Consider the following 23718-nt stretch of genomic DNA (forward strand, 5'->3'; position numbering starts at 1 on the left):
GTTTGTCCCCTGTTAGCGCACTTTCAACGTTGCTAAGCCAATGAGCACCAAGATCAAACTGATAATCCAAAAACGAACAATCACCCGTGGCTCGGGCCAGCCTTTGAGCTCATAGTGGTGATGAATCGGTGCCATGCGGAAAATGCGCTGACCACGTAATTTGTATGAGCCCACTTGCAGGATTACCGACACGGTTTCCATCACAAACACACCGCCCATGATGAACAGTACCAGTTCCTGGCGTACCAAAATCGCCAAGGTGCCAAGCGCAGCCCCCAGCGATAACGAACCAACATCACCCATAAAAACTTGTGCCGGATAAGTGTTAAACCACAAGAAGCCGAGCCCAGCACCAACAATGGCGGCGCAGACAATCACTAGTTCGGAAGTTTCTGGGATATATGGAATATGCAGATAGCTAGAGAAGTTGACGTTGCCGGTAACATAGGCAAAGAAGCCAAATGCAGCGGCAACCATCACCGTCGGCAAGATCGCTAAACCATCTAAGCCATCAGTTAAATTCACCGCATTGCTGGTACCAACAATAACGAAATAACTCAGCAGCAGATACATGGCACCGAGTTGCGGCATCACATCTTTAAAGAATGGCACGACGAGCAGGGTTTCGGCTTCCAAGTGTGCTGTTTGATAAAGGAAGAATGCGGTGCCAATAGCCACTACTGACTGCCAAAAGTACTTCCACTTGGCAATCAAGCCTTTCGGATCTTTGCGGATCACCTTGCGGTAGTCATCGACCCAACCAATCGCACCAAAGGCGGCTATGACAAAGATCATCACCCACACATAACGATTACTCAGATCGGCCCACAACAGGGTTGCCAGCAGAATGGCGGCCAGAATTAGCACCCCACCCATAGTTGGTGTGCCTGCCTTGCTGAAATGCGACTCTGGACCATCATCGCGAACAGTCTGACCGATCTGCATCGTTTGCAAGAAACGAATGACTTTGGGGCCAAGTAGCAACGCCACCATTAAGCCGGTCAGGATACTGACAATTACTCGCAACGTCAGATATGAAAAGACGTTAAAACCAGAATAAAACTGCGTCAGCCAGTCCGCTAGCCAAACTAACATGATATTTCCTCTTTACTGCGCAACCATTGCTGCAGTCGTTCAATTACGCGCTCCATCGCCGCACTGCGTGAGCCTTTGACCAACATTCGCACCGGTTGCGGTTGTTGACCAATCCACTCAGTCAGAGCAGCCATCAAGGCATCAATCTCGTAAAAGTGTTCGCCGTGCCCTGTTTGGCTGCCATAGCCATGTTGAGCCACCTCACTTAATGAACCCAAAGTAAACAGCGCATTGACGCCCTTATCCTTGGCATAAGCCCCGGCTTCCTGATGGTGTTGACGAGCCCAGCCACCGAGTTCACCCATATCGCCCATCACCAATGCAGTTTGTTCATCTCGGCAGGTTGTTAATACATCGACTGCCGCTTTCACTGATGCCAGATTGGCGTTATAGGTGTCGTCAATGACGGTCAATCCATCTGCCAGTGTTTGGGCGTCAAGACGACCTTTGACAAACACCCCTGCTTCCAAGGCGGTGGCGATTTCAACAATGCCAATACCCATGGCATAGGCCGCGGCACTGGCAGCCAAGGCATTGTCGATATTGTGTAATCCTGCCATTGGCAAACACATGTCAATTGATTCATGACCGATGGATAGCACGAATTGGCTACTGTCTTGTTCAAGCTCAATATGGCTGGCGCGCACTTGCGCTTCTGCGGCACCTTGACGAGACCAAGTCACCACTTGCTTGTCGCTAAGCTTGCGCTGCCATTGTTGCGCGTACTTGTTGTGGTAATCGAAGATGGCAACACCCTGAGCTGGTAAACCTTGGAAAATTTCAGATTTTGCGTTAGCAATGCCTTGCTCTGAGCCAAAGCCTTCAAGATGAGCGCTACCAATATTGGTGATCATCGCTACCTTGGGCTTAACGAGGCTAGTGGTGTAAGCAATTTCGCCCTGATGATTGGCGCCCAACTCCATCACACCATGGGTGTATTGGTGGGTTAACCGCAGTAGAGTTAGCGGCACGCCAATTTCGTTATTGAAGTTACCCGCAGTGGCCAACACTTTGTGATGCTTGCCGATAATTGCCGCGGTCATTTCTTTTACCGTGGTTTTGCCTGCACTGCCGGTAATCGCGACGTTTTTGGTTTGACAGCGATCAGCGACCAACGATGCAATAGCACCTAGAGCGAGCTTAGTATCTTCAACAATCAAATGTGGTAAGTCAGACTCCACCGGTTTGCTAACCACCAACGCAATGGCGCCGGCTTGCTGAGCTTGAACTAAGAAATCATGGCCATCAAAACGCTCGCCAACCAAGGCTAAAAACAGAGCATTATCGCTCACTTTGCGAGTGTCGGTAGTCACCGACTCTATCACTAGCTGACCATCGCCAATCAGTGTGGCATCGAGCGCCAGAGCAAGCTCTTGGAGATTCAATGGAATCACAAAGTCACCTCCAGTAGGCTCTGCACCACAGCTCGGTCGCTGAAGTTGAGGCGTTGCTCAGCAATCAATTGATAATCTTCATGGCCCTTGCCAGCAATGACGATAAGGTCATCCGCATTTGCCTCTCGCAAAGCGGTTTGAATGGCTTGGTGACGATCATCAACAACAAGCACCGCTGCTGGTGTTTGGAAGCCAGTCATAATATCGGCACAAATATCTTGTTGCGCCTCACTGCGCGGATTATCAGCGGTGACAATCACATGGTCGGCATATTGTTCTGCGGCCTCAGCCATGAGTGGCCGCTTGCCTTTGTCGCGATCGCCACCGCAGCCAAATACCAGCCATAGCTTTCCTTGACAGTGGTACCGTGCTGCTTGCAGAGCAACAGCTAGGGCGTCAGGCGTGTGGGCATAATCAACGATACAAACTGGATGTTCGGGCTGCTGGAAACTTTCCATACGACCGGCCACTGGAGTTAACTCGGCAAACGCTGTAATCAGTTCAGCCAAGGGAATACCCGCAGCTAGCAGCGGCCCCAGTGCGGCCAATAAATTACTCAGATTGAAACGACCCAGTAGTGGGACATGAGCTTCTGCATTACCCCAACTGGAAGCCAAACAAATATCAAAGCCTGTCGCTGTTGGCGTCAGTTGCTCAACGCCAATCCATTTCGAATACTGGCGCAAGCCGGCGATGTCATCGATGCCATAGGCAATCGTGTCGACACTAACTTCCGACAACAGCTTGCGACCAAATGGGTCATCAGCATTAATCGTTGCGCTAACCAGGGTCGGCCAGTGGAACAAGGCAGATTTAGCTTCGCCGTATGCTGCCATACTGCCATGATAATCAAGGTGGTCGCGGCTTAAATTGGTAAACACAGCGTGCTCGAAAGCGACGCCTCCGACTCGGTTCTGCACCAAACCATGGGACGACACTTCCATGCACACCCAGTTGGGATGCTCGGCGCAATGTGACTGCTTTAATTGCGCTAACAAACGATGAACGGTTAACGCATCTGGCGTAGTATTCGGTAACTCATGGAGCGCTTGTGGGTCACCATACCCCAGAGTACCGATCACGCCAGCGCGGTGTTTCAAAGCTTGAAGCAGCTGCACCATGTAGTGAGTCACCGAGGTCTTGCCATTGGTTCCAGTCACGCCCACAGCCACCGGCGCTCCGATAGCATTTTGATAAAAGCGCGCCGCCAATTCGCCGAGTTGCTCGGGAAGCTGAGTCAGTTCAACCACTGGTACCTGCCATTGGCTATTAACATGGACTCGCTCGCCATCGACCAGCACCGCGCAGGCTCCTTGGCAAATAGCTGCATTAATAAAATCGGCGCCATTGCGCTGATGACCGCGCAAAGCAACAAAGACATCGCCATGGCTAATTTGACGACTATCTAAAACCAAATGACGCGCAGTTACATCAGCAACGCGCGCGCTTATTCCCCAGGGCTTGACGATGTCGCGTAAACGCTTGCTCATGGCCATACCCTCGCGTAATCAGATGTATCCGCATCAGGCGGAATGTTGAGGTAATGAAGCGCTCCAGCCATCACGGCAGAAAACACCGGCGCAGCAACATCACCGCCGTAATACTTATCGCCAGCGGGCTCATTAATGACGACCGCAATGGCCAACTTGGGCTGAGACAAGGGGGCGACACCGGCAAAGTCAGCAACATATTCTTCACCGTATCCGCCGGCAATGGCCTTACGGGCGGTGCCAGTCTTGCCTGCAACGCGGTAACCCGGTACCCGAGCCTTGGTACCTGTTCCACCTTCTTCGGTCACTGATTCGAGCATTTCAAGCACATTTGCCACATGCCGCTCATCAATCACTCGATCGCCGTTCGGCAACTCATTGAGTTTCAGAATCGACAGCGGGTATTTGATACCTCCAGCGCCCAACACGGCATACGCCCGAGCCAGCTGAATCGGTGTGATGGTCATGCCATAACCAAATGACAACGTCGCTAATTCAAAGTCAGACCACTTGCGGCGAATCGATAAATGGCCCATCGACTCACCCGGTAACATGGCATCTGACAAACCGCCAAATCCCAATTGGAAAAAGGTTTCGATCAGCTGATCAGGGCTCGATTGCAGCGCCATTTTGGTGACACCAACGTTGCTCGATTTTTGCAATACCGCCCGCACGGACATGTCGCCATAGTTTTTGCTATCACGCACTTCTCGGCCACCGATGCGCATCCAACCCGGCGACGTACTAATCACCGAGTCTGCATCAATAACACCATTGGCTAAGGCTCCCAGTACCACCATAGGCTTCACTGTCGAGCCAGGTTCAAAGGCATCGGTTACCGCGCGATTGCGCATTCTGAATGGGTCGCGGTCAGCGCGATTATTGGGATTAAATGATGGCGTATTAGCTAGCGCTAATATTTCACCAGTTTCAACATCGATCACCACTACCGAACCAGAAGTTGCACCGTGATACTCGGTCGCAATTTTAAGTTCTCGATAGGCCAGAGCTTGAATCCGTTGATCAATGGCCAACTCAATATCGCCCGGCTTCTCACGGGCTTCAATAATGCCTAACTCTTCCACGGTACGACCGGAGCGATCTTTGCGGATCCGGCGCTTCTCTGGGCTACCGATAAGCCAGTCGTTAAAGGTTGATTCGATGCCCTCAATACCATCGGCATCAATGTTGGTGACACCAACAATGTGAGCACTCACTTCGCCCGCTGGATAAAAACGGCGAGATTCTGTTTTAAGGAACACTCCAGGTAACTTGAGTTTGCGAACATACTCAGACAATGCTGGCGTTACTTGCCGCTTGATGTACATAAAACGGCGGTTAGGTGACGACTCGATCTTAGCAATCAGCTCCGCGGCTTTAATACCAAGGGCATCGGCAAGAGCGGTCCAATGCTGACGCTTTTGAATACCGCCACGGTCGGCAATCACTTTCGGATCGACCCACACCGCTTTAACCGGCACACTCACAGCCAACTCTTCGCCATGACGGTCGGTGATAGTACCGCGCTGAACATCGCCAGTTTTAGTTCGTAGTGAACGCATATCGCCTTCGCGCTTGAGACGTTCAGGTTCAAGGACTTGAATGTAGGCTGCCCGCGCCACCAGCATGGTAAACATCAAACCAATAGCAACCACCACGGTATAAAACCGCCATGGGATCACCGTTGGTCGGAGCTTACGCTTAGCGTGAGTGGAGCGGCTCATCGAACCTCCACCAGAGTTTGGTTAGCTCGCGATGGCCTGACCATACCCAGTTGCTTGGTTGCTTTGCGACTGATGCGACTGTGCTCAGCAAGTGCGCCTTCTTCGAGTCGCAAGTGACGCCATTCAATATCGAGATGGTCACGCTGCTGTTTCAACTCATCGAGCTGAGCTGTCAGCTGACGATTGTCATAGGCTAGTTGCACCACAGCAAAAGCGCTGGCCAATACCGCGATACCGAGAGTCCAGCGTAACTTGTAACGCAGGACATCTCGCAGCATTACTTTCACTAGCAGGGGGTGACTCATTGCTTCACCCCCTGCTTTTCAGCGACCCTCAGTACAGAGCTGCGCGCACGGCTATTGATTTCAATTTCCTGCGCTGAGGGTTTAATCGCCTTGCCAATCGCTTTTAATGGCAATGACTGTTTCAACTGTTCTTCAGTGAGTGGCAAACCACGCGGCGGCGGCGTGCCTTTGCTATGATGGCGAATAAATTGCTTCACAATCCGGTCTTCAAGCGAGTGGAAGCTGATCACTGACAAGCGCCCTTCGTCAGCTAGCGCGTCAAGCGCTCCATCTAATGCTTGGCGAATTTCTTCTAACTCGGAATTGATATAAATCCGAATTGCCTGAAAACTGCGAGTGGCAGGGTGTTTGTTCTTTTCTCGCTTGGGGCTGACCTTAGCAATCAAATCAGCGAGCTGATGGGTCGTGGTTAGTGGCGCGTCATCGCGATGAGCAACAATCGCTTTGGCAATCCGCCAAGCAAAACGCTCTTCACCGAATTCTTTGAGCACCCAGCTGATCTCATCAGCCTCGGCTTCAGCCAGCCACTGTGCAGCATTGCGGCCGGAAGTGGGGTCCATCCGCATGTCGAGTGGTCCATCTCGCAAAAAGCTAAAGCCGCGGTCGGCCTGATCGAGTTGCGGCGAGGAAACCCCTAAATCAAATAAGATGCCATCAACTTTGCCAATTAGCTCACGTTGTTCCAGATAGCTGTGGATGTGGGAGAAAGGACCATGCTGGATGCTAAATCGTGGATCGTTGATCTGCGTTGCGGTGGCAATGGCTTGCGGATCGCGGTCAATCGCAATCAATTGGCCGTCAGGGCCGAGACGGGACAATATCTCTCTGCTGTGGCCACCGCGACCAAAAGTCGCGTCCACATAGATCCCATCCGTTTTGATCGCCAACGCATCCACTGCTTCATGCAGTAATACGGTGACATGCTCCTGACTCGCTGCCATTTAAATACTTATGTTTAGAAGGTTATCGCTTAATGGTTCATCATCGGCAAGCTGTGCTGCCAAGTCCTTGTCCACCTGGGCTTGCCAGTTGTCATCGGACCAAATTTCAAATTTGTTGGTTTGTCCAACCAGCGTGATTTGCTTTTCTAAAGAGGCAAATTGACGCAGTTTGGCGGGGATCAGAAAGCGGCCATTTTTGTCCATATCACAATCGCTGGCATGACCGATCAACAGCCGTTGCAAACGACGTTCAGCTTCTTTCATGCTGGAGAGCCGGCGTAATTGTGCTTCAATGGCTTCCCATTCGGGCAGGGGATATAGCAGTAAGCAGGGCGAGGCAACGTCAATGGTACATACCAGACGCCCTCCACATTGATTCATCAGCATGTCGCGATAGCGCGAGGGTACAGCGAGCCGTCCCTTACTATCCAAGCTGATTGCACTTGCCCCACGAAACATGATCCACCTTTGTGTCGTAACATTCGACACACTAATTCAACAATGATCCACTTTGATCCACTTTTTCCCACGAAAGCTAGTTTAGGGATTGCAAACAAGGTCTGTCAAGGGAGGTGATGAGGCTTTTATGGCAATAAAAAAGCGGCTTTCAGCTAACCGATTGGTATTGCATAAGAAGTGGGAAATGATGGCATAAATGTGACAATCAAAGGGCTGGCGAAGGTTTGAACAAGATCGATTTTTTGACAAAAGTGATCGCTTGGTGGATCAAAGTGGGCAGATGGGGAAGATCACAAATTTGTTGATTAATTGTTCAATTGCTCAGTTTTATCGACATAAGTGAGCGCTCGGCGTTCACCGAGCTAGGCGATTTATGCTCCAAACTAGAGTTGCAGCTTCACCCAATGAACAATGTCTTTACTCAAATCATTTAGACAACGTTCTGTGGCAGAACAAACCGTGACACCGTAGCTTCCCATATCAAGTACACTGCTCACTGCCGGTGAAACCTGCTGAATCGTACTGATGGCACAACTATGCTTGGCGGTGATCATTTGGCTATCTTGCAGCTCTAGTTAGAGCACTATCGCTTCGAATCGGTATCCGAAAAAATTCTGCTTCCTTCGCAATGAATAATCTAGCTGGGACCTATACTTATCGCGAGCCCGATGAATTCATAGAGCGAGCGAAATGAAACAATTCGTATCGATGGCCAAGTTAGAGCAGCATCTGGTCGATGCCAATCCACTTCGAATGGAACTTTCACAACTCATTGAGCAACTGATTGACAACTCCAACAGTAGCCAGAATGTGCCCGAATCCCACTATCAAATTGACCCTCGAGACGGCACCATTAGTGTGTTTAGCGCCGCTCGCGCCAAACGCGTCCACACCGTTGCGACAGAACAAGTGGCGCCGTCGAACGATGAAGCAGCCTGCCCGATTTGCCAAGGTAACTTGACCACAGTGTGTCATATTCAACCTCTGTCTGAGGGGGCAAGCTTTATTACCGATAACCTCTACCCAGTAGTCACGCCACATGGCTTAACCCCCGAAGCCCACACTGAATTTGGCACCCAATCTTTTATCCGTGGCGGCCATATTTTTGGTGGTCACTTTCTGCAGTGGACCAGCAGCGACCATGATGCTGATTGGCACAATATGCCAATTGATGACCTAGTACTAACACTCGAACAATTGGCAAAATTTAGTTTAAAAGTGCTAACAGAAGCAGATGCCATGCCGAAAACCGCCGGATGTCAGCAAGGCAGTCGCGGCTATTTTTCTATCTTTAAAAATTATGGAGCTAAGGCAGGCGCTTCGCTGACCCATGGCCATCAACAGTTAGTGTTTTCTAACATCATGAGCCGTAGCAGTTTCAATAACTGGCGTTTCTATGGCCGTCATATGGAAACCTTTGCCGACTATATGCTAAGAGAAAACCCAACCTCTCTTGAGTTGCTAGATTTGGGTGAAGTGGTGTTACTGATCCCCTATTTTATGCATCGCCCCTACACCATGATGGCGTTCATAAAAGACACTGCTTGCAGTCATTTGCATCACCTAACGCCATTGCAAACTCGACAACTAACTGAGGCGATGCAACTGGCAATCAAGTCCATTCGAGCCGAGCTTGCCGCCGATGGCAAAGCGATAGCCTTCAATGTCACCGTCCACACAGGTCCGGGTTGTGGCCTTTACGTCGAGTTCTTACCTCGAGCAGATACGATGGGAGGACTTGAGTTGCAGGGATGTTGGGTTTGCCAAGCGTTGCCAACTGATTGTCATCAGCGCCTGAAAGACAGAATTGGTCAATTGCGAATCAAGCCAGAGAGTTAATCTTCACCACAAAAAACGCCTGCATCAAGCAGGCGTTTTCATCACCAGTCAATACTGACTATTTTTTCGGATAGATTTCTACCCGACGGTTTTTCGCACGATTGGCTTCCGAGTCATTGGCGACCACTGGATCATCCATACCATAGCCTTGAACGTCGAGCTTCGATTCAGCAACGCCTTCAGAGACTAAAACGGCGCGAGCATTACCAGCACGGCGCTGTGACAAGCGAACATTGTACTCTTTCGAACCAATTGAGTCGGTGTAACCAGCGACTTCTAGCATAGGCACATTGGTTGCGTTGGCAGCACGAGCGACGCAAGACAAGATTTTTTGACCTTCACCAGAGATTTCTGCTGAATCAAAGGCAAATAGTACCGGCTTGGCTTTGACCATTTTGTCATCAGTAACAAACAAGTATGGCTTACATTCATCTGGAATATTCGATGCAATGATCAGCGGACAGCCTTTGTCATTTACTTTGACACCAGCTGGCGTATTTGGACACTCATCCAAGTGATCAGGAACACCATCGCCATCGGTATCAAGAGGGCAACCATCGCGATCAACTTTCACCCCTTCAGGCGTGCCCGGGCATTTGTCAAACTCATCTGGCACGCCGTCACGGTCTTCGTCAGCCGGATCACAAATCAGTGCACCAGCAACGGCACCGGCAACGGCACCCGCTGGAGCAGCGGCACCAGCCATACCTGCACCAGTTGCAGCGCCACCAAGGGCACCACCAGCCAGAGCACAAAAACCAATGTTTTCTCCAGGGTTATCACGGTTCGTGGCACAACCGCTTAGCATCACTGCCGCGAAGGCGATTAACGATATAAATCTTTTCGCGTTCATCCAAAAAATCCTCTAAGTGTGTATTACTTATTATGCTCCTAGCACAGAAGCTCTAGCCTAAAAACGACGACCAGTTTTTAGTTGTCAGGTCATTCCATACAAAAGTAGGTGACAAATGTTCGACACGCCACTTTTTGCGCCTTGTATTTTAACCAAAAATCCTTTTCCACCAAGGCTTCACATTATCATCTCTAGGTGTCTCTTTTTTGACACAGGGTTTTGCCGCTAAGGCTTTGCGTTGGTCGATAGGTACTCGTCGCTGCTTTTGACACTCACCAGAAAAAATCTGGCCACTGTCATCAACCGCCATGAAAGCAACGTCGGCTGGAGGAATGAGCTGCAATGGCAACGCTTGGCGCTTACTCAAATAGCGTTTGTAAAACTGCATTGCCGCCTGACTACCGGTCAGCTTTATCGGCTGGTTGTCATCTCGCCCTACCCAAACTACAACGATTTCTCGACCATCGACCCCAACAAACCAAGCATCGCGGTAGTCGTTAGAGGTTCCTGTTTTGGCTGCCAATTCGGCGTCGACAAAATCGCCTCCAAGCTGTTTGGCGGTCCCTTCGCTAACCACTTGCTGCATCGCAAACATCACTTGATAGGCATTGGAAGAATCCAATGCTTGATAGCTAGCAGGAGGGCGGACATATTGATTCCCTGAACGATCTAAGGAAACTCCGGCCACCAGATACAAAGGCTGATAGGAGCCATAATTGACCAGTGAGCTGTAGAGTTGCGCCACTTGCCATGGCGACATCGACACACTACCAAGCAAATCCGATGGATAAAGGTGCGGCGCTGGGGCTCCAGTCAAGCCAGCAAGTAATTTGCCGACTTGCTCTAATCCAACCGACATTCCCAAGTTAACAAATGGCACATTTAACGATTTAGCCAGCGCATCAATCGCCGCCACACTGCCTCGATATTGCTTATCAAAATTTTGTGGTTGCCAGCGCTTACCTTCTGAACTGCGCATCGATACAGGGCGGTCATTTAGCTCAGAGATCAGCGTCATATTTGATTTAAACTCAAGGCCCGCTAGCAAAATCACCGGCTTGAGCAAGGAGCCAATGGGCCGTTGTGCAGCGGTCACTCGGTCGTAACCGGGATACCCTGGCTGACGATCACTAATCATGGCTCTGACTGCACCACTGACGCTATCGACAGCGATCATAGCAACTTGCAAATCGTTCAGTTGATAACTGTCCTCCAGCTCTTCAATCACACTGACAGCGGTTTGCTCCATTGCCACTTGCGACAACGGGTCAATAGTCGTTGCCACAGCGGTCAATTCACCAGCATGTCTAGCGGAGATTCGTTGCCTCAACTCCTGCCTGACAGCCCGCACGATGGCAGGCCGTTGCTTTAACACAAGCTTTTGTTTGTTAACGACAGCCACCGGTCGAGCAATAATTCGCTGGTACAAATCGGAGTCGAGCTGCTCCCGCTCAAGCAACATACGTAACACTAAATCGCGCCGCTCGGCCAATTTGTCAGGCCGTCGCCAAGGGTTGTATAGACTCGGGCCCTTGACCATCGCCACCAAAGCCACTTGTTGCTCTAAATTCAGTTTGTCCAGCGACTTGTTGAAGTAAAACTGACTGGCAGTAGCGAAGCCATGGATCGCAGTCGCGCCATGCTGGCCCATGTATATCTCGTTGACGTAGGCTTCAAGAATCACCTTCTTGTCGTATCGCCACTCCATCAGCAGCGCTAAAAAAGCTTCGTTGATCTTTCTGATCAAGCTGCGCTGACGGGTTAGCAGCAAGTTCTTTGCGAGTTGCTGAGTCAAGGTGCTACCACCTTGCACTGTTTGCCCGGCTTGTAAATTGGCCATCATTGCTCGGGCAATGGCAATCGGATTAATTCCCCAATGCTGATAGAAGCTCCGATCCTCAACCAATAGCAATAACTCAATAAGTTGTTCAGGCACTTGCGACAAATCGACCCAAATTCGATCTTCGCGGGTGCCTGCCCAAATCTTGTCCAACGTCACTGGTTGCAACTCGAGCTTATCTAAATGTTCGCCACTACGAAGTACTTTGGTAATGCGGTTTTGATCAAAACCTACGGTAACCAACACAGCTTCGCCATCGGCTGATAAAAAGTGAATCACATCGCGTTGATGTACCAGACTCCTGGCACGTTTATCCTGCTGCAACTGTTGCAGTTGCGCCACCTTGCGGTACCCCAAGGCGCGCAGCTCGGCAATAAGTTCGCCAGCAGATAACCGAATCCCAGGCTGAATCACCAAAGGCCGAGCTTGTACTGTCAGCCCATGTGGCTGATAAAGCTCGGCAAAAGCCTGCTGCAATTTACTATCTAGGTAAATTAAGTAGCCGGCGGTCAATGCCAGCAAGGTGATGGTGATTTTGAGTAACACCCGTAACCAGGAGTCATGACCCAAGATCCGCTGCCGCCAACTCATACGGAAACAACTTTCCTTTGCAATAGCAGCACGTTAATGCCGTTGTTTGATTTCATGAATATCTCGACACATCAAGATGTTGGCAAATACCTGTCGCTCAACACGTGATACAACTGAACATTTTTTAAACAAAGCAAGGTCTACTTACGTAAGAGCAAACACTAATAACATTTGTCGGAGTACCTATGATGATCTTGATTGAAGGTGATGACAATGCCATTGAGTTGGAATTTCACTTGATTGAGCAACGAAAACCCGTGGCTCAGCCCGAGCAATTCGGTAGCAACCAACAAGTTGACGCCGCCAGCGAAGCAGGAGCCTTGCTGCCGAACGGCTTTGAACTCAAGTAGCTATCCGACTTTACTGGCGACGCGCTGATTCAGTGACTACCTGACACTGCCATTTTGTTCCATTTAATGAAACAAGGCATGCCATCGCTGGCTATTTTTTATTCATCTCCAGCCCTCTAATATTGCTTCCGTTGACGATTAACACCGGCCCACGAATAGAACGAGCCGGTGCCGACAAACAGTTGAGTGGAGGCTATGAAAATGAAAAAGCGTAACTACCTTGGCAGCACATTGATGGCTGCCACAGCTCTTGTGTTATCAGGTTGTGCAAGCAGCCCAAAGGTTGATGCCGACTATGCCGATGGCTATAACTTCGCGCATATAGAAACCTACGCCATGGTGTCAATTAACAACGACACATATGCTGGTCAGCCAGGAGAAAGTCTAACAGAACAACGCATTAACGATTCTCTTAGAAATCATTTGAGCAATCGCGGCATGCAAGAAGTGGCTGCCGAGCAAGCAGACATTCTGGTGTCTTACTCCGTCACCAGCGAAGATAAAACCCAAGTAAGAAGCTACAACACAGGTATTCACCATCACCGAGGTTACTATCGTGGTCATCACCGCCATGCGTGGGGTTATGGTACCGGTACTGACATTCAAGTTCGGCAATTTACCGAAGGCCAACTGCTCATTGATTTTGTCAATCCGCAGAGCAACATGGTTGTATGGCGAGGTGTTGGTGCGAAAAAGCTAAAGTCATCACCAACTCAACAAGAGCGCGTTGAAACCATCGATCAATATGTCGACGCAATGTTGGCCGAAGTCCCCGGTTGGTAAAGGCCTGCGGCTCGACCACTAGAAGCCCTCCGTGATGACGTGACCGGGGGCTTTTTATTGCCGGCTTAGCCATCAACCATCGCGACCACAGCCCAAAAGGCATTGTTGCAACAGGTGGCACAGTTCGTCTCACTAATGACTATTTTTCAAACAAAAGGTATCCCCTAAACTTGCGTCATCAGTTGATAACAACTTAAACAAACGTCCCGGAGAGCAAGATGACAACTCACACTAAAGGTAAAAGTATCACTTTGATTGCAGGCATTGTCGGCATACTTGCGGTGTTCTCAGCCAACGCCAGCGAGCATACAGATACAGAGCAATACATGATCAATACCGCAGGCAAAGCGATCTATATGAATGAATTTTGCGGCACCAATATTGAGAAAGATAAGTTCTTCGAGGTCGCCAAGTTAGCAGCTTTTGCCAACGGTCAGTCGATGCCTGAACCAGCAGACCTCAACTGGAACGAACTGCAGCAACCGGCGCATCGCGCCTATTACGACTATGCGGTGGCGAATCCCAATGGTTCAGCTTGCGAACAGTTACTCGAACGTACGGCTAACGTACTTCCGATGCTGGAATCAGGTGGCGTGATGCAACTCGACTTGGAGCAACAATTAGCGCAATAACAATTCGCTCCCAACAACCGACAGCAACTCACTCCAACCAGTGATAATCGACAGCCGGCTACCGCCGGCTGTCGGGTATTTTTCAGGCAAATAACTAGTAATTTTGCCAGCAGAGCTCACCGAAAAACCGCCGTATAGTGATATCAAACCTAATCACTGTCGCGCCAATCATGACTATCACCCAAGCAGTCCGAGCTTCGTTTATCGCCGCAGGCTTGTGCCTTTATCTGATTCAAGCTAGCAATATGCAGCTTAACAGCGATTCAGAACGACAATATCCGCCACTCCACCTGTTTGCCGTCGAGCCGCACGATCAATTTGGTGTTGATGACACGCGTCAGTTTGATATCGGGACAATTAGCGATCACAACTACTCTGACAAGTCACTTGCTGAGTTGTCTTCACAATCATCGGACGGTATCTGGCTGGAGCTAGATAACCTCTTTGATCGCGGCTCCAACAGCGGCTTTTCGCAACTACTTTAAATACCGCCTGCGAGTGTTTAAAGTGGCGCCAAGCCGCTTCCTGGGTTTTGTCTTATTTTTTGCAACAGTACTTCCCACCCTCCCATATATATCTCTCCAATCCCGATCGCTAAAGTTGCTCTTGTTTTCACAACTTAATGAGAGTGGTAAGAGGTTATGGGTATGAAACTGAGGAAATTGGTCGCTTCCAGCTTAGTGGTGTTGTTTTCTGGCTTGTCGTTTGCCCATGCGGCAACCGTCCACTTAACCGATGGTCGCAGCATCGAGGCTGATAGTGTCGGTCGCGATGGCGACACTGTCATACTGGACGTAAGCGGTATCGAAATCCGACTGGCTAGTAGTGATGTTGCAGCAATCGACATGGCCACCAAAACCTCTGCCACTACTAGCGAACAAACCGCACAAGCACCTGCCGAACAAGCAACAACGACAGCATCATCAGCAGCTCAGCAGTCGATGGCCATCCCCGCTGGTACGCAATTGATGGTCAGAATGAATGATTCGATTAATACTCGCGCAAATAGCACTGGCCAGCGGTTCACAGGCGTCCTAGAAGCAAACCTAATGGCCGGTGACCTAGTGATCGCCGAACGTGGAACGACTGTGTACGGCCGCATTACCGAATTGACCAAAGCAGGACGAATGGCCGGAAGTGCATCGATGTCCATCGAACTGACCGAACTACTAATAGATAATCAGATGGTCGCGATTGTCACTGAGACGTTATCCGCTCAAGGCAACAACACCGCTAAATCAAGTGCCGGACGGACCGCTCGGTCAGCAGCAATCGGCGGGCTAATTGATGGCAGTTCGGGGGCCAAAACGGGCGCTAAAGTTGGACTGGGAGCCTCGTTGCTCACTCAGGGCAACGATATTGAATTACCCAAAGGAACCCTCGTCGATTTCACTTTGCGGGCACCACTCAATTCATAGGACCTCCTGACGGAGTTAACGCACGTATGACTGGACGTCATACCTAAAATGCCACCGCTTGCGGTGGTTTTTTAGTTTCTGCTGCCAACAGCGCCAAAACAGTTCGCTTTTTACGGTCACGTACTATAGTTGTTGAAGGTTGATAAAAGGTAATGAGTTGATGAAGTTAGAGGACATGGAACTGTTTGTTTTGGTCGCCGAGCTGGGTAGTTTTACCAAGGCTGGTGATTATTGCGATATGCCTAAAAGCACGGTCAGTCGGCGAGTCAAAGAACTCGAAGACAGTCTCAAAGTTCGGCTGTTAAACCGCACCACTCGAGCACTTCATCTGACTCAACAAGGTGAAGTTTTTTATCAACGAGCAAAAACCATTCTTGATGATATCGCGCGTATTCAAAATGAGGTGGCGACAGAGCAAGCAACTGCTTCTGGCCGTATTACCGTGTACGCTCCGTCATTGCTATTTCACGTGTTCGCCCGTTGGGTGACCCAATTTCGAAAGGACTTCCCCAACATATCCCTTGAACTGTTGTCGCGCGACGACAATGCGCCATTGGCAGATGACAAGCGCTTCGACCTACTGTTTCAGGCTGGCACATTAGAAGATTCCAGTTTAATTGCAAAAAAGATCTGTGACATTCCCGGCGGTTACTACGCCAGTCCAGACTATCTAGCGCAGGCCGGCACGCCAGAGACCCCGAACGATTTGGTCAACCATGACATTCTGTTTCGTGAACTCGTTCACGGCGAAGAGCCCAAGTGGCAGTTCAAAGATCAGGACAGTGAGTACATCGTTCAATTAGAGCCCAGTGTCATCACAGACTCGCCCCAAGGTTTATTGGCACTGGCCAAAAGTGGCGCGGGTATCTCTAGGCTTTCTGATATTCACGCTAGGGAACCGTTGGAAAACGGTGAATTGGTTCAGTTGTTTGATGGCCGCTACAAAATGCAAGTGCCGATCTACGCCCTCTACCCCTCGCGGCGCTACATGCCTGAACGCGTTCGTCTACTGCTGCAGTTTTTGGAAACCGAGCTTCCCAAAGCAGTCAATCAACTGCTAAGCCGATAGACGCTTTGGGGTTCGCCTTGGCTAGCCAATGAGTTTAGACAGGTTGATTTGCTGGGCATCGATCAGTGGCTGTTGCAATTGGTCTATGTAGCAGCTCGCCGCCGCTGTTAACTCAACGCTCTGGGCACTTGAGTCGACCCGCAACCAAACCCCAGGAGCCGTGAGGTCTAGCTCTCGTAGCATGGCAAATGCCGCCTCCCGACCAATGGCTCTATTGGCAGCTAACCCATCGACACAGCCTGCCTCCGCGAAATCAGCCAGTAATTGGATGGCGGCGATACTAAGCATCATAGCTTGAGCCTCCATTGGTCGAAGGATAAAAGCTGGCCCCATATTGATACCAGACCGACATTTTGAGCCCATGATTTATTGACATAACAAACTTCCCTACCCTAATTGTTGATTGCAGAAAGCAAATGGTAGGTAGCCCGCTTAGTTTGAGAAATAGCCATCGATAGGAAGCAGTGTTGCAACCACTGCAACAATCAAATGAACTCAATCTAACGGAATTACAAGTGGCGTTTAGTTTTTCGAGTCGGTTCGGTATTAGCCGGATCATCAGGCCACAGGTGTTTGGGATAGCGCCCTTTCATTTCTTTTTGTACTTCCCGGTAAGAGCCTTGCCAAAACTGCGGCAGATCCTGGGTTAACTGCACCGGGCGCTTAGCCGGCGATAGCAGCTCAAAAGCTAGCGGACAATGACCATCGGCTAGCAACACTTGTTCATTGAAACCATACATTTCTTGCATCGGAACAGCGACTTTAGCACCACCATTGTCATCATAGACAATTGCCACTTGGCGGCCCAAGGGCGTGGTAAAGGATGTCGGTAAGGTTCGATCAAGCTGTTGTGAGGGCTCATAACCTAAGTAAGCTCGCAACAGTTGCAGCAAATCTAGTTGTTGCAGCTCTTTATGGCTCCGAATACCGGGCAGGTAAGGCAACAACCATTGTTCGACCGTATTTAACAACGCTGCTTCGGTGAAATCAGTCCAACAATCAGCACCAGAAACTTGCCATTGCTTAGCCAATATTACTCGCTGCTTAAAGTTGTTGGCGGCATTAGACCAATTCAGCACACTAAGACCTTTTCGCCGGACCCACTGACACAAAGCGGCTCCTAGCTGATCGCTAGCAATGTCGCGCAATGGCTTACTAGTCAACATCAACCGGCCTAGCTTTTGTTCGCTGCGACCGATCACCCGACCTTTGCTATCATCCCAGTCAACCACATCTTGTTGTTTAATAAATTCGCCCAATTGTTGCTGAATGGACTGTGGGTCGATAGCAATAGCGGCTCGAATCCAACTATCGGCATGGTATTCACTGAGTTGGTGCTGCAGTATTAGTAGCCATTTCGCCCGCTGCAACGGATCATCAGCGGCCAGTTGCACGCCAATACCATCACTGGTGCTGTAACTGTTGTTGTGTCGCTGCTTAGCAACTCGATCGGGAAAGGCTCTTAACAACAAACCCTCGAGCCCGTCAGTCGAGGGTTTAGCGGGCCATTGTCGGCCTCCAGCACGCTTGAACCAGAGCCTTGCCTGCTTAGTGACTGCCCCGCTTGCTGTCAGAGTTGGCTCGAGCCGCGATAAAAACTCCACAGTTCGAGTGGCGCGCTGCTCTAACAAGGCGGCACAACAGCAAGCCGTTGCCAACAACTCGTCACCTTGCTCAGCGCCGAGCACTAGCAAATGGGCTAACCGTGGTGCCAAACCAAGTTGCAGCATAGCGCGACCATGATTGTTGATACTCCCCTGCCGATCCACCGCTCCGAGCCACTGCAGTTGTTGTTGAGCATGCTGCCATAAACCGCTATTAGGCATCGTTAGCCAAGTTAATTGGTCCAATTCAGTCACGCCCCACTGGGCCAGCTCCAATGCCAATTGAGTGAGCTCGGTATAGCTAACTTCCGGAACAATTGCGGGCTCAAAACTCTGTTGTTGCTGCTCACTCCACAATCGATAGCAGTGTCCTTCGGTCACCCGGCCCGCACGGCCGGCACGTTGTTGAGCAGAAGCGCGGCTGATTTGTCGAGTTTCCAAACGACCGGCATTGGCACTGCTGACAAAGCGCATCGAACGTTCGAAACCACTATCAACCACAGTTCGAACTCGCGGCAAGGTAATCGAGGTCTCGGCAATATTAGTCGCAACAATAACGCGTCGCCGTTGCCCCGGTAGAAAGATCCGTTGTTGTTCCGTGTGGGACAGGTCGCCATAAAGCGGCAGCCAATCGAAACGTTGACCCAACTCCGATTGTTGCTCGGCCCAATCAATAATCTGCCTGATTTCCCGTAAGCCAGGGACAAATACCAACACATCACCATCAGACTGTTCGCTGAGCGCTTGTTTCAGCAACTCGAAGCATTGTGGCAGCCACGGTTGATGGCTATCGCGCTTGCGATGATGAAGATGAACGGGAAACTGCCTACCGTCACAACCGATTAATTCAGCCTTGGGCAAGCAGCGCTGAAAGGCTTCAACGTCCAAAGTTGCCGACATCATCAGCAAACGTAGGTCTTCTCGCAGGCCCTGCTGAGCATCGAGGCATAACGCAAATGCCAAATCAGCGTTGAGATTGCGTTCGTGACATTCATCAAAAATGATTAAATTGTAATCACTCAATTCCGGGTCATGTTGCAACAACCGAGTGAGAATTCCTTCGGTGACAACCATCAGCCGAGTTGCCGCAGATTGCTTTTTTTGTTGCCGAATGTGGTAGCCAATCGTGTCGCCGACTGATTCCCCCAATTGTTCTGCCATGTACTGCGCAACGGATGTCGCAGCGAGCCTTCTAGGCTCTAGCATAATAATTTTTTTATCTTTAAATTCAGTGCGTTGAATCAACAGCAGAGGAAGCAAGGTGGACTTACCAGATCCGGTTGGCGCAGTGACGATAACATCGCAATCAGCGCTAATAGCCTGACCAATCTGGTCGGCAATTTGGGCTACGGGGAGATCAGTATTCATGATAAAAAAGCTGGCAAAACCAATGACTAGTCTAAGGATAGGAAGGCCAAAAGTCATCGCTAAAGCAGTTTATTAACGATTAATAATGGCTTTCTAACCGCAAATACACATTGACGCGCCCCGCTAGCCTCTTATAATCGGACTTGCTTGATTGTCTGCCTGATATTTATGCACCAAACTGCGATGGACCGTTGGCGTACCTCTTGATGGACCTTACGCCCTTCGTAAATTGAAAATAAGTACCAAGAGCAATATTTCAGCACCACGCCGCAAGGCACCAATTTTTATCGAAGAGTTTAAAGGACATCCCATGTCAGAAATCAAAACCGGCACCGTCAAGTGGTTCAATGAATCAAAAGGCTTTGGCTTTATTGAACAAGAAGGCGGCCCAGACGTATTCGCTCACTTCAGCGCTATTAAAGGCACCGGTTTCAAAACCCTAGCCGAAGGCCAGAAAGTTCAGTTCACAGTAACTCAAGGCCAAAAAGGTCCTCAAGCTGAGAACATCGAAGCTCTGTAATTTGCCGGTCCGCAAATCGCAAAAATGCCAAAAAACGAGGTCAACACGACCTCGTTTTTTTATGGCCACCTTGTTAGTCATTCACTAAACTTATCGCCATCATCTAACTCGTTGGAATATCCATGAAAATCACTTTTACCGGCGTTATCGCTGGGATGGCTCTTGCCTTTGTTTGTTTTGTCGGCGCGAGCCGCATCGCAGTAGACAGTTTGGTGTCTGGAGTCGGTACCAGCCAAGTTGAAACCCTGCTAAAAGATATTCGTCATAAGCTGGCAATGAAACAGGCGCTGGATCAAGGCCAGCTTGGTGATATACAGCAAATGCTAGTCACTGATCTTGCGCGAGATCTAGACGAACTCAGAGGCTTTCGCTCCTATGCTTCCGATCCAAGAAAAGCCGATATTGATAAAGCCTTTGTCGATATTGTTAGTTATCGTCAAACGTTAACAGCGGCCAACTCCAGCGCCGTCAGTCGCAGCAGTTGGCAAGCCCAAAATATCGAAGCCCTGCTTGGACCAATTGAGCAAGCCCTGCTCAAACAACAACAAGCTAAAGCAGCACAACAACCAGAGCAACCGTAGGCGCAGTAACCTTGTTTCGCCGCCTTTTTGTCGCCGTTTCGGTACCCAAATCGGTGCAGCAACGCATCAGTCGTTGGCAACTGCAATATGCGCCTATTGGGAGTCGGCCAATTGCGGCGGAAAATTTGCACCTGACACTGGCATTCCTTGGCAACTGCGACGATGACTCAGAGCAACGGTTGTGCCAGCGACTCAATGACATTAGCGCAAGTGGCTGGCAACAGACACTCGATACCACAGGGTGGTTCGCCAAACCAGCCATTGGTTATCTGGCCCCAACCAAAGCCAGTAATCACTTGCTGACGCTTCACGAGCAGGTAAAACGATGTGCCGAGAAAGAAGCAATGGTACTCCCCTGCCATCAGTTTGTTCCCCATGTCAGCGTGTTCCGTCACCACCAATATGGCCAGACATGGCGGCCGCCGCTAACACCCTTGAGCTGGCAGGTAACCGACTTTCGTTTGTATCAATCTCATCAAGGTCAATACCACCAGCGGCAACAATGGCAACTGCATTCAATTCAAAGTTAGAGCACCATAGATGAATTTGATTCCGGCAACCTTAATCAAGCGTTACAAACGCTTTCTTGCAGACGTCATCCTCGACGATGGTAATGAGCTCACGGTTCATTGCCCAAACACTGGCTCAATGAAAAACTGCGGCCAATCTGGCGATCGGATCTGGCTCAGCAAATCCGCTAATCCTAAGCGCAAGTATGCATACACTTGGGAATTAACCGAAACCTCCAGCGGTCATTTCATTTGTGTTAACACTCAACGTGCCAATCCAGCAGTCGCAGACGCTATTGCCAATGGCCAATTACCATCATTGGCTGGCTATAAGGCATTGCAACGAGAGATAAAATACGGCGACTCGAGTCGAGTGGACATACGGCTCAGCGACGGCCCCCAGGCTGACGTTTATGTTGAAGTAAAGTCTTGCACCCTGCTCGAAGCCGATGGCTGCGGCTATTTTCCTGATGCCGTCACGGCGAGAGGCCAGAAACACTTGCGTGAACTAATGGCAACGGTGGCTGAGGGCAAACGAGCGATGCTGATCTTTGCGGTCATGCATACCGGCATTAGTTCCGTCTATGCGGCAAAACACATCGATCCCAACTACGCCGAACTATTAACACAAGCAGCAAACGCTGGTGTCGAAGTGTTAGCCTGCTATTTCCACATAAAGCCAGGTGGTATTACCTTTTGTCGCGCTGGCAACGCAGTTACAGCATAATGCTTGGGTCAATCCCATCGGCTAGTGCGCCGAAAGCCAGAGCCCGCAAGCATCGGCGATCAGTCACTTTGTGAGCGCTTTTTTTTTCAGGGTCGAGGCCTTCACCTCATGTTAATAAAATGCGATTGCGACAGCGCCCTGATTCTGATATAGATAGCGCCCTATTGCTCTGGTTAAGGCCAGAGATGTCGTTGGATTTGAAGAGGTATGTAGCATGCCAGAAACTAAAAAAGCCAGCTCACTGGGCGTATTAGCGCTGGCTGGCGTGAACCCGTACCAGCCGGGTGCGGACGAAGAGTACATGAATGAAGCCCAACAGGCTCACTTCCGCAAAATTCTCGAAGCTTGGCGCAACCAATTACGCGAAGAAGTTGATCGCACCATGTCTCACATGCAAGACGAAGCGGCTAACTTCCCTGATCCGGTGGATCGTGCTGCGCAAGAAGAAGAGTTCAGCCTTGAACTCCGTACTCGTGACCGTGAGCGTAAGCTGATCAAGAAGATCGAAAAAACGCTGCAGAAAATTGAAGAAGACGAGTTTGGCTACTGCGATACTTGTGGTGTTGAGATTGGTATCCGCCGCCTTGAAGCGCGCCCAACCGCCGACCAGTGTATCGACTGTAAAACTCTGGCTGAAATCAAAGAAAAACAACTGGTCGGCTAATCTGTCACGATTAACCGATCATCTAATGCGATGATCTCTCCAGCCCAAACGCCGCGGCAGCCTAACTACCGCGGCCGTTTTGCACCGTCTCCTTCCGGCCCTCTACATTTTGGCTCGTTGCTCGCAGCTGTTGGCAGTTACCTTGACGCTAAAGCGCATCATGGCCAGTGGCTTGTTCGTATTGAGGACATTGACCCGCCAAGAGAGGTCGCTGGCGCCAGTGATGAAATTTTGCGTGCTTTGGAAGCCTTTGGTTTGCACTGGGACGAAGAGATTCGTTACCAAAGCAGCCGCTTGAACGACTTTCAATCGGCCATTGATATGCTGCTCAGTAACCAAGCGGCCTACTATTGCGATTGCACTCGCAAGCGCATCAAAGCCATTGGTGGCCTTTATGATGGTCATTGCCGTGACCGCCAACTAAGCGCCAATCAATGCGCAGTGCGTTATCGCTATGACAATGCAATTGAGCACTTTGAAGATTTACGCTTGGGGACGCAAACCAGTATCCCCGCCCAAGATTTTGTGATTAAACGTCGAGATGGCTTGATTGCCTATCAGCTGGCTGTAGTGCTCGACGATATTGACCAAAGCATTACCCACATCGTTCGTGGCGTCGATCTGCTAGAAACAACCAGTTGTCAGTTGGCGCTTTATCGTCAATTCAACCAACCCGCTGGGCAATACTTACATTTGCCAATGGCGGTGGATGCCCATGGCAACAAACTAAGTAAACAAAATCATGCCCCGGCGATTAACTGGCGACAACCACAACAGCAACTCTGGCAGGCAATTGAAAGCCTTAATTTGAAACCTCCCGCGGCGCTACAAAATGAAGCGGTCGCAACCCAGCTCAGCTGGGCTGTTGACCATTGGGATCGCCGATTGCTCGCTAAAAACAACCAAGTTTTGACGTAAAAACCGGAACTTACCGACGTTTTTGTGCTTTTCGTTCTATTTTT

General features: G+C 50.0%; 25 protein-coding genes. 13 read left to right on the plus strand and 12 right to left on the minus strand.

Annotated features, from left to right (window positions below; translation table 11 throughout):
• Positions 1 to 12: 12 nt before the first annotated feature.
• From mraY to CBE68_RS18705, 8 genes are all read right to left on the minus strand, one after another.
• On the minus strand, positions 13 to 1095 hold the full coding sequence (gene mraY, locus CBE68_RS07660) for a phospho-N-acetylmuramoyl-pentapeptide-transferase (protein WP_087505478.1): 1083 nt from the start codon (positions 1093 to 1095) through the stop codon (positions 13 to 15).
• Complete coding sequence (locus CBE68_RS07665; protein ID WP_087505479.1) at positions 1089 to 2489, minus strand: UDP-N-acetylmuramoyl-tripeptide--D-alanyl-D-alanine ligase; 1401 nt, start codon at positions 2487 to 2489, stop codon at positions 1089 to 1091. Before CBE68_RS07665 ends, mraY begins: the two co-directional genes overlap by 7 nt.
• On the minus strand, positions 2486 to 3979 hold the full coding sequence (gene murE, locus CBE68_RS07670) for a UDP-N-acetylmuramoyl-L-alanyl-D-glutamate--2,6-diaminopimelate ligase (RefSeq protein WP_158100529.1): 1494 nt from the start codon (positions 3977 to 3979) through the stop codon (positions 2486 to 2488). Before murE ends, CBE68_RS07665 begins: the two co-directional genes overlap by 4 nt.
• Positions 3976 to 5703 carry a penicillin-binding transpeptidase domain-containing protein gene (locus CBE68_RS07675; protein ID WP_087505481.1) on the minus strand — a complete coding sequence of 576 codons (1728 nt, stop codon included), beginning with the start codon at positions 5701 to 5703 and terminating at the stop codon, positions 3976 to 3978. The genes murE and CBE68_RS07675 overlap by 4 nt, the downstream gene beginning before the upstream one ends.
• Positions 5700 to 6008 carry a cell division protein FtsL gene (gene ftsL, locus CBE68_RS07680; RefSeq protein WP_087505482.1) on the minus strand — a complete coding sequence of 103 codons (309 nt, stop codon included), beginning with the start codon at positions 6006 to 6008 and terminating at the stop codon, positions 5700 to 5702. The genes CBE68_RS07675 and ftsL overlap by 4 nt, the downstream gene beginning before the upstream one ends.
• Complete coding sequence (gene rsmH, locus CBE68_RS07685) at positions 6005 to 6949, minus strand: 16S rRNA (cytosine(1402)-N(4))-methyltransferase RsmH (protein ID WP_087505483.1); 945 nt, start codon at positions 6947 to 6949, stop codon at positions 6005 to 6007. The genes ftsL and rsmH overlap by 4 nt, the downstream gene beginning before the upstream one ends.
• Complete coding sequence (gene mraZ, locus CBE68_RS07690) at positions 6950 to 7408, minus strand: division/cell wall cluster transcriptional repressor MraZ (RefSeq protein WP_087505484.1); 459 nt, start codon at positions 7406 to 7408, stop codon at positions 6950 to 6952.
• A 383-nt stretch (positions 7409 to 7791) separates the two neighbouring features.
• Entirely contained in the window at positions 7792 to 7962 is a 171-nt protein-coding gene (locus tag CBE68_RS18705; protein ID WP_158100530.1) for a hypothetical protein, read from the minus strand.
• A gap of 136 nt (positions 7963 to 8098) precedes the next feature.
• Here CBE68_RS18705 and CBE68_RS07695 point away from each other — a divergent pair, with 136 nt between their 5' ends.
• Positions 8099 to 9247 (plus strand): HIT family protein, encoded by a 1149-nt coding sequence (locus tag CBE68_RS07695; protein ID WP_087505485.1) that lies wholly within the window; start codon positions 8099 to 8101, stop codon positions 9245 to 9247.
• Positions 9248 to 9305: 58 nt separating this feature from the next.
• Here CBE68_RS07695 and CBE68_RS07700 read toward each other — a convergent pair whose 3' ends face one another.
• Entirely contained in the window at positions 9306 to 10100 is a 795-nt protein-coding gene (locus tag CBE68_RS07700) for an OmpA family protein (protein ID WP_087505486.1), read from the minus strand.
• Positions 10101 to 10248: 148 nt separating this feature from the next.
• A complete protein-coding gene (mrcB, locus tag CBE68_RS07705) occupies positions 10249 to 12531 on the minus strand; it encodes a penicillin-binding protein 1B (RefSeq protein ID WP_087505487.1) in 2283 nt (760 codons plus the stop codon).
• A gap of 185 nt (positions 12532 to 12716) precedes the next feature.
• On the opposite strand from mrcB, the gene CBE68_RS18710 reads away from it, so the two are divergent.
• The 6 genes from CBE68_RS18710 (at position 12717) to CBE68_RS07730 (ending at position 16783) form a co-directional block, all read left to right on the plus strand.
• Entirely contained in the window at positions 12717 to 12881 is a 165-nt protein-coding gene (locus CBE68_RS18710) for a hypothetical protein (RefSeq protein WP_158100531.1), read from the plus strand.
• 201 nt (positions 12882 to 13082) lie between these two features.
• Entirely contained in the window at positions 13083 to 13664 is a 582-nt protein-coding gene (locus CBE68_RS07710; protein WP_158100532.1) for a DUF4136 domain-containing protein, read from the plus strand.
• Between the two features lie 218 nt (positions 13665 to 13882).
• On the plus strand, positions 13883 to 14296 hold the full coding sequence (locus tag CBE68_RS07715; protein ID WP_087505489.1) for a hypothetical protein: 414 nt from the start codon (positions 13883 to 13885) through the stop codon (positions 14294 to 14296).
• Between the two features lie 170 nt (positions 14297 to 14466).
• Positions 14467 to 14781 carry a hypothetical protein gene (locus tag CBE68_RS07720; protein ID WP_087505490.1) on the plus strand — a complete coding sequence of 105 codons (315 nt, stop codon included), beginning with the start codon at positions 14467 to 14469 and terminating at the stop codon, positions 14779 to 14781.
• 162 nt (positions 14782 to 14943) lie between these two features.
• Entirely contained in the window at positions 14944 to 15714 is a 771-nt protein-coding gene (locus CBE68_RS07725) for a hypothetical protein (RefSeq protein WP_087505521.1), read from the plus strand.
• A 160-nt stretch (positions 15715 to 15874) separates the two neighbouring features.
• Entirely contained in the window at positions 15875 to 16783 is a 909-nt protein-coding gene (locus CBE68_RS07730) for a LysR family transcriptional regulator (protein ID WP_087505491.1), read from the plus strand.
• Between the two features lie 21 nt (positions 16784 to 16804).
• On the opposite strand, the gene CBE68_RS07735 is transcribed toward CBE68_RS07730, so the two are convergent.
• Positions 16805 to 17074: a hypothetical protein gene (locus tag CBE68_RS07735; RefSeq protein ID WP_143824508.1), complete on the minus strand. Its 270-nt coding sequence runs from the start codon at positions 17072 to 17074 to the stop codon at positions 16805 to 16807.
• Positions 17075 to 17292: 218 nt separating this feature from the next.
• Complete coding sequence (gene hrpB, locus CBE68_RS07740) at positions 17293 to 19755, minus strand: ATP-dependent helicase HrpB (RefSeq protein WP_158100533.1); 2463 nt, start codon at positions 19753 to 19755, stop codon at positions 17293 to 17295.
• Positions 19756 to 20065: 310 nt separating this feature from the next.
• On the opposite strand from hrpB, the gene CBE68_RS07745 reads away from it, so the two are divergent.
• The 6 genes from CBE68_RS07745 (at position 20066) to gluQRS (ending at position 23674) form a co-directional block, all read left to right on the plus strand.
• Complete coding sequence (locus CBE68_RS07745) at positions 20066 to 20275, plus strand: cold-shock protein (RefSeq protein ID WP_087505494.1); 210 nt, start codon at positions 20066 to 20068, stop codon at positions 20273 to 20275.
• 122 nt (positions 20276 to 20397) lie between these two features.
• Positions 20398 to 20856 (plus strand): hypothetical protein, encoded by a 459-nt coding sequence (locus CBE68_RS07750; RefSeq protein ID WP_087505495.1) that lies wholly within the window; start codon positions 20398 to 20400, stop codon positions 20854 to 20856.
• 11 nt (positions 20857 to 20867) lie between these two features.
• A complete protein-coding gene (gene thpR / locus CBE68_RS07755) occupies positions 20868 to 21386 on the plus strand; it encodes an RNA 2',3'-cyclic phosphodiesterase (protein ID WP_087505496.1) in 519 nt (172 codons plus the stop codon).
• A gap of 10 nt (positions 21387 to 21396) precedes the next feature.
• On the plus strand, positions 21397 to 22092 hold the full coding sequence (gene sfsA / locus CBE68_RS07760) for a DNA/RNA nuclease SfsA (protein WP_087505497.1): 696 nt from the start codon (positions 21397 to 21399) through the stop codon (positions 22090 to 22092).
• Positions 22093 to 22306: 214 nt separating this feature from the next.
• A complete protein-coding gene (gene dksA, locus CBE68_RS07765; RefSeq protein WP_087505498.1) occupies positions 22307 to 22756 on the plus strand; it encodes an RNA polymerase-binding protein DksA in 450 nt (149 codons plus the stop codon).
• 30 nt (positions 22757 to 22786) lie between these two features.
• Positions 22787 to 23674 (plus strand): tRNA glutamyl-Q(34) synthetase GluQRS, encoded by an 888-nt coding sequence (gluQRS, locus tag CBE68_RS07770; protein WP_087505499.1) that lies wholly within the window; start codon positions 22787 to 22789, stop codon positions 23672 to 23674.
• The last annotated feature ends 44 nt before the right edge of the window (positions 23675 to 23718 follow it).

This window comes from Neiella marina, assembly GCF_002165625.1.
GTDB lineage: Bacteria > Pseudomonadota > Gammaproteobacteria > Enterobacterales > Neiellaceae > Neiella > Neiella marina.

What these genes read in the sequence shown, in the direction of transcription:
- mraY (WP_087505478.1), bottom strand. Translation starts at nt 1,095, where the DNA reads ATGTTAGTTTGGCTAGCGGACTGGCTGACGCAGTTTTATTCTGGTTTT.
- murE (WP_158100529.1), bottom strand. Translation starts at nt 3,979, where the DNA reads ATGAGCAAGCGTTTACGCGACATCGTCAAGCCCTGGGGAATAAGCGCG.
- CBE68_RS07675 (WP_087505481.1), bottom strand. Translation starts at nt 5,703, where the DNA reads ATGAGCCGCTCCACTCACGCTAAGCGTAAGCTCCGACCAACGGTGATC.
- ftsL (WP_087505482.1), bottom strand. Translation starts at nt 6,008, where the DNA reads ATGAGTCACCCCCTGCTAGTGAAAGTAATGCTGCGAGATGTCCTGCGT.
- rsmH (WP_087505483.1), bottom strand. Translation starts at nt 6,949, where the DNA reads ATGGCAGCGAGTCAGGAGCATGTCACCGTATTACTGCATGAAGCAGTG.
- mraZ (WP_087505484.1), bottom strand. Translation starts at nt 7,408, where the DNA reads ATGTTTCGTGGGGCAAGTGCAATCAGCTTGGATAGTAAGGGACGGCTC.
- CBE68_RS18705 (WP_158100530.1), bottom strand. Translation starts at nt 7,962, where the DNA reads ATGATCACCGCCAAGCATAGTTGTGCCATCAGTACGATTCAGCAGGTT.
- CBE68_RS07695 (WP_087505485.1), top strand. Translation starts at nt 8,099, where the DNA reads ATGAAACAATTCGTATCGATGGCCAAGTTAGAGCAGCATCTGGTCGAT.
- CBE68_RS07700 (WP_087505486.1), bottom strand. Translation starts at nt 10,100, where the DNA reads ATGAACGCGAAAAGATTTATATCGTTAATCGCCTTCGCGGCAGTGATG.
- mrcB (WP_087505487.1), bottom strand. Translation starts at nt 12,531, where the DNA reads ATGAGTTGGCGGCAGCGGATCTTGGGTCATGACTCCTGGTTACGGGTG.
- CBE68_RS18710 (WP_158100531.1), top strand. Translation starts at nt 12,717, where the DNA reads ATGATGATCTTGATTGAAGGTGATGACAATGCCATTGAGTTGGAATTT.
- CBE68_RS07710 (WP_158100532.1), top strand. Translation starts at nt 13,083, where the DNA reads ATGAAAAAGCGTAACTACCTTGGCAGCACATTGATGGCTGCCACAGCT.
- CBE68_RS07715 (WP_087505489.1), top strand. Translation starts at nt 13,883, where the DNA reads ATGACAACTCACACTAAAGGTAAAAGTATCACTTTGATTGCAGGCATT.
- CBE68_RS07720 (WP_087505490.1), top strand. Translation starts at nt 14,467, where the DNA reads ATGACTATCACCCAAGCAGTCCGAGCTTCGTTTATCGCCGCAGGCTTG.
- CBE68_RS07725 (WP_087505521.1), top strand. Translation starts at nt 14,944, where the DNA reads ATGAAACTGAGGAAATTGGTCGCTTCCAGCTTAGTGGTGTTGTTTTCT.
- CBE68_RS07730 (WP_087505491.1), top strand. Translation starts at nt 15,875, where the DNA reads ATGAAGTTAGAGGACATGGAACTGTTTGTTTTGGTCGCCGAGCTGGGT.
- CBE68_RS07735 (WP_143824508.1), bottom strand. Translation starts at nt 17,074, where the DNA reads ATGATGCTTAGTATCGCCGCCATCCAATTACTGGCTGATTTCGCGGAG.
- hrpB (WP_158100533.1), bottom strand. Translation starts at nt 19,755, where the DNA reads ATGAATACTGATCTCCCCGTAGCCCAAATTGCCGACCAGATTGGTCAG.
- CBE68_RS07745 (WP_087505494.1), top strand. Translation starts at nt 20,066, where the DNA reads ATGTCAGAAATCAAAACCGGCACCGTCAAGTGGTTCAATGAATCAAAA.
- CBE68_RS07750 (WP_087505495.1), top strand. Translation starts at nt 20,398, where the DNA reads ATGAAAATCACTTTTACCGGCGTTATCGCTGGGATGGCTCTTGCCTTT.
- sfsA (WP_087505497.1), top strand. Translation starts at nt 21,397, where the DNA reads ATGAATTTGATTCCGGCAACCTTAATCAAGCGTTACAAACGCTTTCTT.
- dksA (WP_087505498.1), top strand. Translation starts at nt 22,307, where the DNA reads ATGCCAGAAACTAAAAAAGCCAGCTCACTGGGCGTATTAGCGCTGGCT.
- gluQRS (WP_087505499.1), top strand. Translation starts at nt 22,787, where the DNA reads ATGATCTCTCCAGCCCAAACGCCGCGGCAGCCTAACTACCGCGGCCGT.